Annotated in this window: 15 protein-coding genes; 4 read left to right on the forward strand and 11 right to left on the reverse strand. The window is 38.6% G+C overall.

Going from position 1 to position 15,101, the window contains the following annotated elements:
* The first annotated feature begins 95 nt into the window (after window positions 1–95).
* The 3 genes from M9R32_RS07495 (at window position 96) to M9R32_RS07505 (ending at window position 1,763) form a co-directional block, all read left to right on the forward strand.
* The gene (locus M9R32_RS07495) at window positions 96–1,166 is read left to right on the forward strand and encodes a M20 family metallopeptidase (RefSeq protein WP_269926109.1); all 1,071 of its coding nucleotides are present in this window, start codon (window positions 96–98) and stop codon (window positions 1,164–1,166) included.
* A gap of 56 nt (window positions 1,167–1,222) precedes the next feature.
* On the forward strand, window positions 1,223–1,576 hold the full coding sequence (locus M9R32_RS07500) for a magnetosome magnetite crystal formation protein family (RefSeq protein WP_269926110.1): 354 nt from the start codon (window positions 1,223–1,225) through the stop codon (window positions 1,574–1,576).
* A 61-nt stretch (window positions 1,577–1,637) separates the two neighbouring features.
* Window positions 1,638–1,763: a hypothetical protein gene (locus tag M9R32_RS07505; RefSeq protein ID WP_269926111.1), complete on the forward strand. Its 126-nt coding sequence runs from the start codon at window positions 1,638–1,640 to the stop codon at window positions 1,761–1,763.
* A 36-nt stretch (window positions 1,764–1,799) separates the two neighbouring features.
* Here the strand turns inward: M9R32_RS07505 and M9R32_RS07510 are convergent, their stop codons facing one another.
* The 8 genes from M9R32_RS07510 to M9R32_RS07545 form a co-directional block, all read right to left on the reverse strand.
* On the reverse strand, window positions 1,800–2,699 hold the full coding sequence (locus M9R32_RS07510; protein WP_269926112.1) for an SGNH/GDSL hydrolase family protein: 900 nt from the start codon (window positions 2,697–2,699) through the stop codon (window positions 1,800–1,802).
* Between the two features lie 9 nt (window positions 2,700–2,708).
* Window positions 2,709–3,938 (reverse strand): aminopeptidase, encoded by a 1,230-nt coding sequence (locus tag M9R32_RS07515; RefSeq protein ID WP_269926113.1) that lies wholly within the window; start codon window positions 3,936–3,938, stop codon window positions 2,709–2,711.
* Complete coding sequence (locus tag M9R32_RS07520; RefSeq protein ID WP_269926114.1) at window positions 3,935–5,086, reverse strand: DEAD/DEAH box helicase; 1,152 nt, start codon at window positions 5,084–5,086, stop codon at window positions 3,935–3,937. The genes M9R32_RS07515 and M9R32_RS07520 overlap by 4 nt, the downstream gene beginning before the upstream one ends.
* Window positions 5,087–5,214: 128 nt before the next feature.
* Window positions 5,215–5,916 carry a cysteate racemase gene (gene cuyB / locus M9R32_RS07525; protein ID WP_269926115.1) on the reverse strand — a complete coding sequence of 234 codons (702 nt, stop codon included), beginning with the start codon at window positions 5,914–5,916 and terminating at the stop codon, window positions 5,215–5,217.
* 3 nt (window positions 5,917–5,919) lie between these two features.
* Window positions 5,920–7,140, reverse strand: coding sequence for a carboxylate--amine ligase (locus tag M9R32_RS07530; protein ID WP_269926116.1), 1,221 nt, complete (start codon window positions 7,138–7,140; stop codon window positions 5,920–5,922).
* Window positions 7,141–7,198: 58 nt separating this feature from the next.
* Window positions 7,199–8,650, reverse strand: coding sequence for an amidase family protein (locus M9R32_RS07535; RefSeq protein WP_269926117.1), 1,452 nt, complete (start codon window positions 8,648–8,650; stop codon window positions 7,199–7,201).
* A 194-nt stretch (window positions 8,651–8,844) separates the two neighbouring features.
* A complete protein-coding gene (fbpA, locus tag M9R32_RS07540) occupies window positions 8,845–8,997 on the reverse strand; it encodes a Fur-regulated basic protein FbpA (RefSeq protein WP_269926118.1) in 153 nt (50 codons plus the stop codon).
* 49 nt (window positions 8,998–9,046) lie between these two features.
* A complete protein-coding gene (locus M9R32_RS07545; RefSeq protein ID WP_269926119.1) occupies window positions 9,047–9,607 on the reverse strand; it encodes a VanZ family protein in 561 nt (186 codons plus the stop codon).
* 191 nt (window positions 9,608–9,798) lie between these two features.
* Between M9R32_RS07545 and M9R32_RS07550 the strand changes: the two genes are divergently transcribed.
* A complete protein-coding gene (locus M9R32_RS07550) occupies window positions 9,799–10,929 on the forward strand; it encodes a CAP domain-containing protein (protein ID WP_269926120.1) in 1,131 nt (376 codons plus the stop codon).
* 72 nt (window positions 10,930–11,001) lie between these two features.
* Here the strand turns inward: M9R32_RS07550 and M9R32_RS07555 are convergent, their stop codons facing one another.
* The 3 genes from M9R32_RS07555 to M9R32_RS07565 all read right to left on the reverse strand — a co-directional run bounded on the left by M9R32_RS07555 (window position 11,002) and on the right by M9R32_RS07565 (window position 14,975).
* On the reverse strand, window positions 11,002–12,279 hold the full coding sequence (locus M9R32_RS07555; protein WP_269926121.1) for an S-layer homology domain-containing protein: 1,278 nt from the start codon (window positions 12,277–12,279) through the stop codon (window positions 11,002–11,004).
* A gap of 137 nt (window positions 12,280–12,416) precedes the next feature.
* Window positions 12,417–13,541, reverse strand: a complete 1,125-nt coding sequence (locus M9R32_RS07560; protein WP_269926122.1) for a sensor histidine kinase — start codon at window positions 13,539–13,541, stop codon at window positions 12,417–12,419.
* 315 nt (window positions 13,542–13,856) lie between these two features.
* Entirely contained in the window at window positions 13,857–14,975 is a 1,119-nt protein-coding gene (locus M9R32_RS07565; protein ID WP_269926123.1) for a diguanylate cyclase, read from the reverse strand.
* Between the last annotated feature and the right edge of the window lie 126 nt (window positions 14,976–15,101).

Here is a 15,101-nt window from a genome sequence, read left to right on the forward strand (position 1 = left end):
GGGAAAGAGAAGCAAGAGGCATTCGCTAGTTCTGTGACTTTTAGAACAGTGGTCTGTATACTGAAAATACAAAATTTATTAAGGAAGTGAAGAGTATGATCGAATTATTGAAAAATCTAGTGGCGATTAAAAGTGATACTGAGGAAGGTGCAAACGACGCACTTCGATTCTGTTCAAAATGGCTGGATAGTCATGAAATAACACATGAAGTATTAGAGAATGAAGGACGATTGATGATTCACGCAGAAATCGGACAAGGTCCAACAACCATCGTATGGAATGGACATGTTGATGTCGTACCTGGAAAAATCGAACAATTCAATCCGATTATAGAAGGAGATCGCCTATATGGTCGTGGTTCCGCAGATATGAAAGCTGGCGTAGCTGCCATGATGGAAGCGTTCCGTCGTATCTATTCAGCTAGAGAACAGCTGAAGCAACGTATTGTTTTGCATATTGTTACTGATGAAGAAACGGGAGGCAGAAAAACATCTGGACACCTTGTAGAAATCGGACGAACCGGTGATTTCGTTATTTGTGGAGAACCTACTCATCTGAAATTAAGTGTTCAATCTAAAGGCATCCTTCACGCGAATGTAACACTATTCGGAAAAGCAGCTCACGGTTCCCGCCCCTGGGAAGGCACGAATGCGATTGAAGCGGCCTACAAATTCAATGAGCAGTTAAAAACCTTGCCTTTTACAAAAGTGAGCAACCCTTATTACGAATATCCTTCTATAAACTTGGCAAAAATTCAAGCAGGTGACCGATACAATATGGTCCCTGATCAATGTGATGTTGCTTACGATATACGCTTTGTTCCAGGTCAAAAATGGGAAGAGATTATTGAGCAAATGACTGAACTTGCACAATCAATCAATCCTGCTAATATCGTTAAACCGGGCGGCAAAACTCCGGCAATTACAACAACTGAAGATAATGCATTTGTGCAATCACTTGCCGGCGTTACTGCGGAAGTTACACAAAAAGATGCTGTATTGTTTGGACAGCATGGTGCGGCCGATACGCGTTACTATGCGAAAACGGGTGCAGGAGCAATTGAGTTCGGTCCAAGCGGTGATGACTGGCACGGACCAGGTGAGTACGTGTTAATATCCTCCGTTGAACAATATGCAGATATTTTAACGAAACACGCATTGGTTTGAAACCATCAATAAGCTTGTAACGTATTAATGGTAAGAAGTTTGAAGGAGGAGTATGTATGGATAATCAGCGTATTTTATCCGCATTATGTTATTTTAGTATTTTATTCGCTCCATTCTTATTGCCATTAATCGTTTATTTCATATCACCGACAGTAGAGGTTAAGTATCATGCAAAACGTTCCCTCCTATCTCATTTGATTCCGGTAGCGCTCGGCATTGTTGGTTTCATTGTTTTGATGATTGGTTCCGTTGCCATGTTCAGCACGACCGTTGATGGTACTATGAATCCAAGCACATCATTTAATTTCTTTACTGCCGGACTGCCATTCTTGTTCATGATTGTGTACGGTATTCTGTCTCTTATTGTACTAATCTGGAATATCATCCAGGGAATTAAAGTACTGCAATAGGTTTACCTTGGGCTCCATACGGGAATTAAAAGAGTATACAACACTGACAGGAGCGATATACATGAGAATCGGTAGCTTAATTAAGACAGCTGTAAAGTTTGCACCAATCATTATTCCAATCGTGAAAAAAGTAATGGATTCAAGAAAAAACTCAACAACATCAACAACTACATTTCCACGCAAATAAAAAGTTGGAACTCATTAATCTGAGTTCCAACTTTTTTTATATGATGGGTTTTATTTCGGTCACTGCTATAAATTCTTCATCAATATAAGAAGATGGCAAAGTGGCAGATTGATCTCCCTCTTCTAATGCCCCTTGACGATCTTGCATAATTTCTTCAAATGTCAGCGGATTTGCCGGAGGAATCTCACCCGATGTCACCTGCATGCCACCTTTTGCGTAGACATTGAAAAAACTATTAGCCATTGCTCTGTATCCTTCAGCATTGGGATGTACATCTGCCGGATTAGGAACTTTACCGATTGCATCATCTCCGAAAGCCGCATCTACTGACACAAAATTCACACCAGCTTCTTTTGCTTCTTTCGCCAAAATTTCATTTAGTTTTGTTAGTTGTTTCGCCGTGCCGACTTTTTGTGAGTCACGGGCGTGCGGGTAGGCAAAATAATAACCCATGATATATATTTCAGCTTTTGGTGCAGTCTTTTTCAGCTCAGTAAGTATAGTCTTCATATTCTTTCGGACACTGTTCAATGAATAATCGGCCGGGATTTGCTGAAATGACAGTGAACCAGACTTTGCATCTGATTTTATTAATCTTAAAAGATCATTTGCTCCTGCAGATATCGTGATGACATTCGCATTTTGCAACAAAGGTTTCGCTTCTTTCGATTGGACTCGCTTCAGCACATCAGCAGTCGTAAAGCCAGGAAACGCTAAATCTTTGGAGTAGAAAGCCAAAGGTTGATTTCGCGCGATTTCTAGAGCAATTAAGTCACTGTAACCCGTATCAATCTCACGGGTTGGGGTTTGACCAGCAGCCAGAGAGTCCCCGAGAGCTACATATGAAACTGGACCAAATACTTGTGCACTTGTCTGTAAAGGCACTAAAAATAACACCAGGCTGAACAACACAAAAGACCATTTTGAATTTTTCATGATCTCACCTTAAAATGCCCAGTTGCCTTTGCGGAATATAGGTTCGATTGTTCCATCTTCGCGTTCTCCATCAATGTCCATCTCTGCACTGCCAATCATGAAATCTTCATGCGTGATGGATGTATTTAACCCTAAAGCACGAAGTTGTGCTTCTTCTAGGTCGCGTGCACCTTCGACACAAGTTGGATAGGCTTCACCGATTGCTAAATGGTTTGACGCGTTTTCATCAAACAGTGTGTTATAGAATAAAATCCCTGAAGATGAAATTGGCGATTCGTGTGGAACTAATGCCAGCTCCCCTAGATAAGCTGAGCCTTCGTCATTTTGAATAAGTTGTTGCAACAAGTCATTCCCGACTTCTGCATGCGCTTTGATGATTTTTCCATTCTCAAACGTTAACGTAAATCCATCGATGATATTACCTTGATAAGCGAGTGGTTTCGTATTTCGGACATAGCCGTTTACTCCGAATTTCAGTGGAGCTGTATACACTTCTTCAGTCGGCATATTGGCAATAAACGCCGTTCTGTTAGGTGTTCTGCTGGCTCCCGTCATCCAAATATGTTTATCTGGCAATTCTATCGTCAAATCAGTGCCTGGAGCTTTGTAGATGATTTTCTTGAAACTCTTTTCATTTAAGGCTGTAGCACGTGATTCCAAATTACGGATATGCGTTTTCCACTGATCAACAGCAGTTCCTTCGCCAATACGCACCGTTTTAAAAATAGTTTCCCATAAAGTAGGTAGCTGTTCTTCTTTTGGCAAATCAGGGAATACTTTTGCTGCCCACATTTCAGAAGGAATCGCTACGATAGACCAAGCAATTTTATCTGACATAACAGATGCGCGATATTTTTCCAATGCACGGCCTGCTACTTTTTGTTGATCAGAAATACGTTTTGCAGGTACGCCAGCCAACAAATCAGGATCTTCAGCATCAATCCATAACAAAGAACCTTGCTGATCAATCAATTCTTCCCGTTGCGTGACCATCCATGCAGGAAATTCGTGCATTTCAGATTCTGGTGCCAAGTCATAAAAAGCACGGTTTGTCGGTCCATCCGAAAAATTCACATGGACTCGTTTGGCTCCCGCTTCATAAGCTTTCTTTACTACCAATCGCGTAAAATCAAGGGTATCAGTCGTTGTATTAATTAATACATATTGACCAGGTTGGACATTGATTCCTACGCGAATAGCCAAATCTGCATATTCGGCTAATTTCTCTTCAAATGTCATTTCTTTTTCCCCCTTTGTTGCACCGTTTTTGAGGACCCTTCAATCAATTGGCCTTGATCCCATACTTTTTGTACGGGTTTTGATGGCAATTCTTTCGTCCATTTTTTAAAATTCTTTTCATCTTTGTAAGTTAATAAAGACAGTACTTCCCCGTCAGCACCTGCACGGCCTGTTCTGCCTGAACGGTGCAAGTAAGGTTCAATTGCATGCGGAACGTCGACATGAATGACATGAGTCAATCCTTCAATATCAAGACCACGTGCTGCAATGTCCGTTGCAATTAGAATACTTACTTCACCTTTACGGAATGATGCAAGTGCTTGCTTGCGTTCTTCTTTTTTCATATCTGAATGCAGGGCAACGATTTTTGCATCACGGAATTTCAGTTTCGTTTCTTTCATCAATAATTGATCTAAATTATTAACAAATGCTAGTCCGCGCATGCCTTCTAGGTGTGCCAGGCGGCGCAATAAATCAGTTTTGTCGCGCTCTTCTACTTTGACAAAGGCGTGCACTACTTTTCCTTGCGCAGGGAGTTCTTCATGAGTGACATGGATGCGAATCGGTTCTTTCATCATACGACTTGCAACCAGCTCGATTTCTTCAGTAATTGTTGCTGAAACGACTACGATTTGTCTGTCATGGTTCGAACCATCGATAAGTGACTTGACGATTCCACGATGCTCACGGGCCAATAGCTGATCGCCTTCGTCTAATATAATATGTCGTATATCATGCAGTTTAAGTTTCTTTGATTTGACTAATTCATTTAAACGTCCTGGTGTGCCTACGACAATTGTTGGCTTTTTCTTTAATTTCTCTAACTGACGAGCCATATTTGCTCCTCCAATTAGTTGAGCTACAGTAATGTCGGTGTCAGCAGTCCACTCACGTAATACTTCTACAATTTGCATAGATAGTTCCTGCGAAGGGGCAACGATGAGCGCTTGTGTTTTTTGAATAGCACCATCCACTTGATTCAGTATCGGCAATACATAAGCCAATGTTTTCCCTGAACCTGTTGGCGATTGTGCTACTACATCTTTTCCTTCAAGCATATGAGGGATTAATTGAGATTGGACAGGCATTTCATATTCAAATTTCCATTTATTTTGAAGTTCTGGTTTTAAGTTTTCGATAAATGTCATGGGTTATTCCACCTTTATAAATACATGCTCCTAGTGTACCACAAATCGCTATATTCAGCCTTTTACAGATATATTCAGTCGTTTTTTCCCATAAAAAAACACCGTCTCAATGAAGAGACAGTGATAGGTTAATCATTCAATTCGTAGCCGCATGAAAGTATGGCACTTTCCGCTAATACCATTAATGAATCAATATATTTGTCATCAAGATTCAGTTCTTTTTTAACAATTGACAACTCTGTACAGCCAAGTATTAAATGATCGCATCCAAGTTCATTCATTTGGTTAATAATTTGCTGCCACTTTAGGAAATCGACAGGTTGCCCTGCTTTGACGTCATCGTATATAACTGACATGACCAACTTCTGAGTTTCCTCATCCGGTACAACCGGTTGTATGCCAGCGTCTTTACAAGCCAGTTGGTAAACGGATGCTGTCAATGTTCCCGTAGTTGCAAGAATCCCTACTTTTTTCGCACCAATTTGAGCCGCACGTTTTGCGGTCTCGTTAATCATGTGTAAAACAGGAATGCCTGCTCCTTGTTGAATTTCTTTATAAAAAGAGTGCGCAGTATTGCACGGAATGGCTAATACTTCGGCGCCAATCGATTTCAGTTTCAAAGCATCTGAAATCATCACAGGCACCGGGTTAGCTTTCGAACGGTCTAAAATATAGGTTGTACGGTCAGGTATAGCTGTGTTATTGGTAATCACCATGTTGACATGCTGTTGATCTGTTTTCGCTTTCGTGCGTTTAACAATCATTTCTCCAAGCAACATCGTAGCCAGGGGACCCACCCCTCCAATGATGCCTAATATTTTCGTCTTCATAACTTATGACAAACCTTTGTTGTTGAAGTATTTTTTATATTTGCGGTAGTAATTTAAATTATTCAGCGTCAATTTAGCCCAACGTTTCGGATTATAATCTTCTTTGTAAAATAAGTGATTCGTTACTTTACCTTCGGCAATTAACTCTTTAGCTTCTTGTTTCAACTGCTCGTTTTGAGCATATTTGAACAACACGCCTTTAGGGATAATCATCCATAAATGCTTGTCCTTCGCATATGTTAAGGTTTGTGGAATATTAAGCATATGATCGTCTGCCACGTATTTCATCAAATTATGTCCACTTGCCGTTACATAGTAACTACTGCGGCCATTTCGCAAGTTAATTTCGAACAGTTTGTATTCCCCATCCCGTAAATCAAGCTTCATATCAAAATTCGCAAAGCCAGTGTAGCCGATATCTTCGAGGAATACACGAACTCGGTCAAGCAATGCTTCATCAAACGTATTGATGATTGCCGCATAGCTTCCGATTCCTTCCGGAGAATGTTCTTCCAGGATTGGATTCCCAAGTGACATGAGTTTTACTTTACCGTCTTTCCCAACGTATGCGTTCAATACGCGCATGTAGGAATCATCGCCAGGTATGAATTCCTGGATGGTTAAATTATCTTTGTAAGATGAACTGTATATTGCTTCGATAATGGCATTCTTTTCTGCTTCATCGTGAGCGACAAACACTTTTTTCTTTCCAGGGAATGAACAGTTCCAGTACGCTACTGAGTTTGATGCTTTAATGATAATCGGGTACATAAAGTCAATCGTAAACGAATCCTTTGTTTCATATGTGCAAAGTGACGTTTTTGGATAAGCAAATCCGTACTGCTCGCAAATGTTATAGAAATTTTCTTTTAGTACGATGCGATCCATTAATTTTTCATCAATGTACGGCACTGCAAAATAAGGAAGCAACTGCTCTTTATTTTTAATAATTAATTTTGCGTAATCATCGCCACATGCAAGAAGCAATAGCTTTTTATCGGCATGTTCACCCGCTACTTTAATAAGCGCAGGTACGAATACGTCCTGTTCATTTAAGCGTGGAATTACCTGAAAATCCAGGATTTTGCTATCTTGTGTTGCTGATAAGTTCATGCGTCCAAGGACTAGCGGCTTCAATCCATAAGCTTCGTGAAAAGCTCGTGCCATTCCATAAGCATTCATATCAGAACCAAGTAATATAGGTAAAAATGAATTTGTTGTCATTGTGATATCAACTCTCTTTTCCAAAAAAACATAGTTTGTGTTTATATTGTACCGTGAATTACGGTTTTCTCCGAGCATTTACTTTTTGTTCAAATGCATATGCCATCGTGATAAGCATTGGCTCACTCCAAGCTCTGCCTGAAAAAGTGATGCCAAATGGTTCTCCTGCTTTGGAAAAACCAGCCGGAACTGTGATAGAAGGAGTACCTGCGGCAGCCCCTATACTGCATCCATGATCTTGCGGAAAGACTAAAGCATCAAGTTCCAAGTCATCTAATGATTTACTCAATGCAATTTCACCAGCCAAATACCGATTGCGTTCTAACGCTTCAATATAAGCTTTTTCTGTCAGTGTTCCTGAAGTCAATTGAGATTTTTCGAGTAGAACCTGACCGAATTGAAGGGTTTCTTCCGGATGCTCGTTATTGAATTGAATAACGTCGGCAAGCGAACGGATTGGATTAGAAGGATGAGTATTGGCCAAGTAGCCATTCAAATCCGCTTTAAATTCATGTGTAAGTACAGCGTACCCCAAATCATCCTCTTTGCATCCCAGTTCCACACCGTCAATAACTTCAGCGCCCAATTCTCTCAAAACGGCGATTTTCTGTTCAAACATCTCTGCCAACTCAGAAGATATTTCATTTTCGAATATTGATCTGACAATACCAATTCTTTTTCCAGCCAATCCTGTTAAATCGAGACACTTGTCCCATTCAACATCTTCTAAATGACGACTTTTCCGTGTGATGGGATCCAATCTGTCTTCTCCGATGATCTCTGTAAAAATATGAAGGGCATCTTCGACCGTGCGAGTCATTGGTCCTGCAGTATCCTGCGTATGAGATAAAGGAATAATTCCCGCCCTGCTTATGCTACCGACTGTCGGTTTCAATCCGACCAGTCCGTTTTGTGCAGCAGGATTTAAAATGGAACCAGACGTTTCTGTGCCAATGGCTGCAGCCGCACAATTTGAAGCAACTGCTGAAGCTGAACCAGAACTGGAGCCTCCCACGTCAAAAGGACCGTATGGATTTTTCACCAGGCCTCCGCGTGAGCTAAATCCATTTGTCATGTGGTCAGACATGAAATTTGCCCATTCCGTCATATTGGTTTTCCCTAAAATAACTGCGCCGGCATCGCGTAATTTCTGCACGATCGTCGCATCTTTCATCGCATAATGGTTCGCGAGTGACAAAGAACCTGCACTTGTATGTAAGTTGTCTCCTGTTTCAATATTATCTTTTATTAAAATCGGAATTCCATGCAACATGGAACGTGGTCCTTTTTCAGCACGTTCATCATCCAGTGCTTGGGCAATCTGAAGAGCTTTTGTATTCACTTCAAGGATTGCATTTAAATTTGGATTTTTTTCAGCAATAACTTCTAAATACATGAAAACAAGATCTTCTGATGTGATTTCGTTGCATGACATTTTTTCTTGCATATCTGCAATCGTCGCCTCATCGAGCCAATCTTTTATTCGTTTTTTACGCTTCGCTTGATTCATGAAAAAACCTCCCAAAAGATTTCGTTTTCCGACACCTTAATCTATCAGTTATTTTTCGCTTCAATCTAAAATTATAGCATTCTTCCATAATTAATTTAAATGTCACTTTATATCTGTTTTATGAAAAAAATTCACTATCCCGTATACAAAAAGAGCCAGAGTAACAGGATTGCTCCTGCGACTCTGACACATTATTACTCTGCTTTTTCCATATGTTCTTTTAATAATTCATATAGGGATAGTTCATATAATTGTCTTCCTTCAACTTTAAATACGCCATGTTCCACTAAATCATCTATAACGGTCATTTTCTTACCGTCCATTTTTGTTTCTACTGGTGGGATCATACTGTCAAACTCCTTAATTTCTAGACTCATACAATATATACCCAGGGCTCTAAATCTTAAACCATTTCTTTAATAAATTTGGAGAACTTTTAAACAATATATAGCCAATGGCCGTCCCCAATGAATTTAACCATAAATCATCTACGTCACTGCTTCGCATTTGGGGTAGCTGTAAAATTTCAATGGCTAATGACAGAAGGAATCCTGCCGCGATTACTTTCCAGGCACGATTGAATTTCTTCCATAACAACGGTAGAAAAAAGCCAATAGGAAGAAACATAACAATATTACCAATAAAATTGATAAAAAACGGTTGCCACAAGTTCAGATATTTAATGGCATTATACGTTTCAACCAAGACACGGAATGGTTCCAGGTTAATGGCTTGATGATCTCCATTTACAAAGTGCATTTCCCCGCTGTGATTGCTCATTGAAGGTAAAATTGTCTGGGACAACAACCCCGCCAAGAACATGAAAAACAGAACAATTCCACATTCCCGTATGAGTACAACTTGTTTATGATTCCTTTTTATTTGAATGATACGGACCACTAGTATGACTGGTAATATCAATACCATATAAAAGCCCATGTCTTGTATATATCTCATAATCGATTCCATCATACACCCATATCTTTCTTGTAATACTATTATTCTAATGCTTTACACTACATTTTCATATTGTTTTAAAGAAACAGCTACTTATCACGTATTCATCCAGGGTTCGCTGGATATACTGTCAAATAACAAGTATTTTCCAGTTACGAGAATACAATTTGACGATAAGGGTGGAACAAAATTTGGGCTACATTAAATTAATCCTCACTTTACTTTTTGCAGCATATTTAACAAGTCCACTATGGGAAAAACCAGTCAGTGGCTTTGTAGATGTATCATTTTTAGATCAGATTGATGCACAAGTAATTCAAGGATTCGAATATTTAAAAGAGCAGCCCATTATCGATGATTTATCTAAGAAGGTTGCTACCATACCTGTAAGGTTGACTATGGAAGCCGGCGAAACAAAGTATGCGCCTGTCAATGAAGTAGAAAAACCGGCTTTGGCGACTCCTACCGAAGGTTTATTCTCCGTCCACAACATACAAATTGGGGATAACATGAAAATTGTTAATGCTGAACTCGGCAAAGCAAAGCGGATAACTAAAAACGAATATGGCACCGAATGGCATACCTATCATACAGACTATCAAAACTTTTTAATGGTTTCGTTCGATGAAGGTCAACAAGTAAACGGGTTATTTACGAATAACGACTTGATTGCGTCATCCTACGGTTTCAAGTTGAACAGTCCAAAATCTGTCGTTCATCAAGCTTTAGGGAAACCAATCCAATACATTCAAAAAGGCAACGTCCGATACCTTTTGAATTCTGATGGAGAGATGGATACCTATTTAATTGAAAATGTTTATGTCACTGTTTTTTATGACGTTCATGAAAAAAACACTGTCACAGCCATTCAAATTATTTCGGAAAATATGGAAAATCAAAAAGGAGCTTTATACGGTAACACAAGTGAGGAATTACAAAAAGGTTTTGAATTCCAATTATTTGATCTGACAAATGCTGCACGTGTCCATCATAGTGTACCACCTTTGAAATGGGAGTCTAAAGTAAGAGTAACGGCTTATAAACACAGTCTTGATATGGCGGAACAAAATTATTTCAGTCATACAAATTTAGCTGGACAATCTCCGTTTGACCGCATGACGATGGATAACATTAATTATTCTGTAGCTGGAGAAAATTTAGCTTATGGTCAGTCCAGTAGTATTTTTGCTCATGAAGGATTGATGAATTCAATCGGCCATCGCAAAAATCTTTTAAAAAGCGACTTTCAATTGCTTGGAGTTGGCGTAGCGTTTAACGAAGAGAATCAGCCCTACTACACTGAGAATTTTTATACACCATAAATTCCTCTTTATTTACCCAATATTTAAATGAAAAATGGTCGTTCCCTTAAACCCGGGAACGACCATTTTATTTTATTGAGCTGTTAATTGCGCTTGAATCCGGAATAAAATGACGGCAAATTGTGCGCGATTTGTTTCTTTGTGTAAACCAAAAGTTCCGTTGCTGTATCCATGCATGATTTTGTTGGATGCCATGGCACTAATGTATGGTGTCGCCCAATACTTTTCATTAATATCTTTATAGACTGGTGTTGTGCCGTCTCCTTCTAAATCAAAAGCTAAAGAAACGACTTTAGCAAGCTGTACTCGAGTTAAAGGTGCATCAGGATTGAAAGATGTGCTTTTCGCAAATATGCCAGCCTCTGTCAACTTAGCAATTGCCATATAGGATGGATGCGTAACAGGCACATCTTCGTATCCCGGATCCGCTGGCACCGATGTTGTCATAGGTAGTAATCCAAACAAAATGTTCGCTACTTCAGCTCTTGTAATGGCTCTATCCGGGTAAACATTGCCTTGATCGTCCAGTTTGAAAACTTTGCTGGCAAGTAGTAATTTTAGTTCTTTTTCAGCCCAGTGGCCTGCAGGAACGTCTTTTGCCGCTACTTGTGCCTCCGCAAAACTTGCAAGCAATGCTTCGCTTATCACTTTATACCCTTCAGCATTCGGATGAATGTCTAGTGGGTTCGGTAAGTATTTCTTTGGATCATTTCCAAACTTTTCATAAATTGATACAAACTTAGCTCCTTGAGCAACAGATGCTAGCTCAATGGTTTTGTTCAACGTCTGCGTTAATTGAATTAACTTAGGTTTTTGCTCGTCTGCTATATACGGGAATGGGAAATAATAACCCACAACATACACTTTTGCATCTGGATTCAATTTATTGATTGTCTGTAAAATCAATGTGTAGTTCAAAGCTGTTTTTTGCAAAGTCGCCGGCACTTTCGTTTCGTCAATAATTAAGACTTTTTTAACAGGGTCCACCTTGGATTCTTTTAATAAATCATTTGCTCCTGCTGAAATCGTAATTGTATTGGCTTTTTGTACGGCTGCTTGTAATTGGGCACTTGTCGTTAATTTCGTCAGTAATTCATCCGTTCGATCACCAGGCATTGAAAAATCTTTGGTAAAACTCTCTAACATCTTTTCCCCTTGCAAATAACCAGCCGCATAATCTGCGTATCCTTTATCAATCCCTTTGGTTGGGGTTACTCCAGCTGCCAGGGAATCTCCCAATGCCAAATAACGAACTAAGTCCGTGTTTGCTGCAGCGTTTGGTACTAGAAACGCCAATAAAAGTACAAATAATACTGCTACACTAGCACTTTTTCTTTTCCAATTCCTCATCCACTCGTCACTCTCCATTTCGGTTGCATCCATCAACTCTATGAAAAGGAATGATACGATATTCATCATTTACTTGAGATAAATAGAATAATCCCAGAAATTTTATGTGCAGCGACTTGTGGACCAATTGAATTACATTACGTATACAATTGAAAATTAAATGTAAATATTGTTCCTGCTCCCACTTTACTTTTAACTTGAATCGTTCCATTCATTGCCTTGACAATACTATTTGCAACCATTACTCCTAGGCCCGTCCCTTTATCACCTTTCGTTGAATAATAAGGCTCACCTAGACGTTCAATTTGTTCTTTCGTCATTCCCACTCCTGTATCCTGAATCTTAATGGTCACATGAGTAGAATTTGATTGCGAGGAAACCGATAACGTGCCTCCATTTGGCATTGATTCAATCGCATTTTTGATAACATTGACAAAACATTGATGAAATTTTTGACAATCACCTTGTATATAATTTAAAGAATTATAGTCACTTACCACTTTTACTGAGTTCCAATTTGCGGACGGTTGCAATAATTTCAGTATTTGATTAAGCTCTTCTTCCACTTGAAATACTTCGACGCATTCAATTGTCGGTTTAGAGAATGTTAAATAATCCTTTATGACATTTTCGGCTGATTGTAACTCCTCTTTTAAGATGGCGAGATATTGATTTCTCTTATCCAAATCAAGTTGATCATCTTCCAAAAGCTGTACAAAACCCATAGCAGACGTCAGTGGATTACGAATCTCATGTGAAATGGCGGCACCCATCTGTTCAACAGCCTCCAATTTCTCTGCTTTTACCAAACTTTGACGAAGAAGAATATTTCCTCTAATACACTCGATGATATAAGAAATCATGGCAACGCCAAGTGGCGGCACAAAAAGATAAGCAAACCAAAAATCTAAAGTATGTATGGGTGGAGAAAGAATTTCAATACCCATTAAAAAAAGCAAACTTATCAAAAAAGTCATTCCTACAGAAAAAAGTATTCTGCATTTAGATGACAGTCTCAAAAACCAAGGAGAGATGTACCATATTAACCAACTGAATATCCCGTAAAATAAAAAGGCTAGATAGAATCCAATATCAATTCCATAAAATCCCCGAATAATAATTAGCACTAGACCCAATAGCGGACTTATCCCCATATAGAGCCCCCCTATCAAAAAAGGGACAATTCGCAAATCTAATAACATATCCTCGGTTAAGCGGTATGAAAACACAAAACATAACACCAAAGAAACGATAAAATACAATGTAGCTGTTTCCCGGTACATATACTTTTCATCTGATTTCTCAGACCACAATACACAAAAAAATAGGAAAACAATCAATAGAGATAGATTAAACAGAAAATGTACGGTCAGGAATTCCACAGTTTTACCTCTTCCATTATGTTAATAAATAAATATTATCTGTACTAAAAATTAATAACAACCTATTTTTATTGATTATTTAATAAAATCTGAATTATTTAACTTTTATAGATTATTGACTGCTTCATTACGAATTTTATGCATATAAAAACGCCTGAAAAGACTAACCTTTCAAGCGTTTCAATTCAGCTATATTTAATTATATGCAACCATGGAAGACACGATATTATCCTTTTTTGCAGATTCTACTTGGTTTCGACCATTCTCTTTCGCTGCATAAAGTGCACTATCAGCTTCTTCAAGCAATTTCTTCGCCTCGATTACTGGCGAAGTTGCAATTCCAACAGATAATGTAATATTGATATTTAAATCTTCTACTACAATCGGATGAGTTTCTGTCGTATAACGTATTCGCTCCATTATTTGCCGAGCATCTTCTTCATTGCAAAAAGGTAATATGACGACGAACTCTTCTCCCCCGTATCTTGAGATAATATCGATACTTCTAAGATTATTTTTAATCAAACTGCTTACCTTTTGAAGAACGACATCTCCAACAATATGTCCGTATGCATCGTTCACATTTTTGAAATGATCAATATCAATAAACGCCACCGAAAGAGGGAATACATCCTTTTTCTTCGTTGTATACAATTCATAATAATGCATAAAGGCACGTCGGTTATAGAGCTGTGTCAATGGATCTTTCCTAGCAGAATTTATTAGCTGAGTTTTATATACATACTCATCACTTAAATCTTTCACAATCCATAAAATGAAAAAGCTCAGTAAAATATTAATGGGTAAGGAAGAAGGTAATATGACTTGTAAATATTCAGAAAGGGGTATCACGCCTAAATAACCGATAGAACCTGTATTCACAAAATTTAATGAGAACACGACTAAAAACATTTTTGAATAAACGCTCCAAGATCGAGTCGTCCATGAAAGAATCATTCCGACTCCTGAAAGAATCAGAAGTGTTATAAAGCCTGCGGTGGCAGCTTCAGTGACTCCGAAAGAAAACCTTGCCAATCCAATCCCCACTCCAACAAGCAAAATATAGAAAGGGTTACGCGCATACATGGTGGCAATAATAATGGGAATAAACCGCAAATCAAAAATGACCGAATCATTTAAATGAATACCAAAGAACATGGAGCACCAACCCGCTAAAATCGCAATCATAACGAGGCTGAACGCAATCAATTTTTGGCTGGAATTTACTAAGAACTGTTTATATAAAAAACCAGCTAAATAAATAATTGTGATTAAAACTGAAAAATTGACCAAGTATTCCTTGATATACAGCATGTCTATCCCCCCTATCTGCAAATCATTTACTTAACTTTATTGAAAATACAAATCGAATTGTTATTTATATGACTTATTTATCACAATTGTTATATTTCCAAACATTTTATAGTCATTAATATTCAA

It is taken from the genome of Paenisporosarcina quisquiliarum (assembly GCF_027563315.1).
In the GTDB taxonomy this organism is placed as follows: domain Bacteria; phylum Bacillota; class Bacilli; order Bacillales_A; family Planococcaceae; genus Paenisporosarcina; species Paenisporosarcina quisquiliarum.

Excerpts from the sequence above, each read along its gene's own strand:
- M9R32_RS07495 (WP_269926109.1), top strand. The coding sequence starts at position 96 with ATGATCGAATTATTGAAAAATCTAGTGGCGATTAAAAGTGATACTGAG.
- M9R32_RS07500 (WP_269926110.1), top strand. The coding sequence starts at position 1,223 with ATGGATAATCAGCGTATTTTATCCGCATTATGTTATTTTAGTATTTTA.
- M9R32_RS07505 (WP_269926111.1), top strand. The coding sequence starts at position 1,638 with ATGAGAATCGGTAGCTTAATTAAGACAGCTGTAAAGTTTGCACCAATC.
- M9R32_RS07510 (WP_269926112.1), bottom strand. The coding sequence starts at position 2,699 with ATGAAAAATTCAAAATGGTCTTTTGTGTTGTTCAGCCTGGTGTTATTT.
- M9R32_RS07515 (WP_269926113.1), bottom strand. The coding sequence starts at position 3,938 with ATGACATTTGAAGAGAAATTAGCCGAATATGCAGATTTGGCTATTCGC.
- M9R32_RS07520 (WP_269926114.1), bottom strand. The coding sequence starts at position 5,086 with ATGACATTTATCGAAAACTTAAAACCAGAACTTCAAAATAAATGGAAA.
- cuyB (WP_269926115.1), bottom strand. The coding sequence starts at position 5,916 with ATGAAGACGAAAATATTAGGCATCATTGGAGGGGTGGGTCCCCTGGCT.
- M9R32_RS07530 (WP_269926116.1), bottom strand. The coding sequence starts at position 7,140 with ATGACAACAAATTCATTTTTACCTATATTACTTGGTTCTGATATGAAT.
- M9R32_RS07535 (WP_269926117.1), bottom strand. The coding sequence starts at position 8,650 with ATGAATCAAGCGAAGCGTAAAAAACGAATAAAAGATTGGCTCGATGAG.
- fbpA (WP_269926118.1), bottom strand. The coding sequence starts at position 8,997 with ATGATCCCACCAGTAGAAACAAAAATGGACGGTAAGAAAATGACCGTT.
- M9R32_RS07545 (WP_269926119.1), bottom strand. The coding sequence starts at position 9,607 with ATGAGATATATACAAGACATGGGCTTTTATATGGTATTGATATTACCA.
- M9R32_RS07555 (WP_269926121.1), bottom strand. The coding sequence starts at position 12,279 with ATGAGGAATTGGAAAAGAAAAAGTGCTAGTGTAGCAGTATTATTTGTA.
- M9R32_RS07565 (WP_269926123.1), bottom strand. The coding sequence starts at position 14,975 with ATGCTGTATATCAAGGAATACTTGGTCAATTTTTCAGTTTTAATCACA.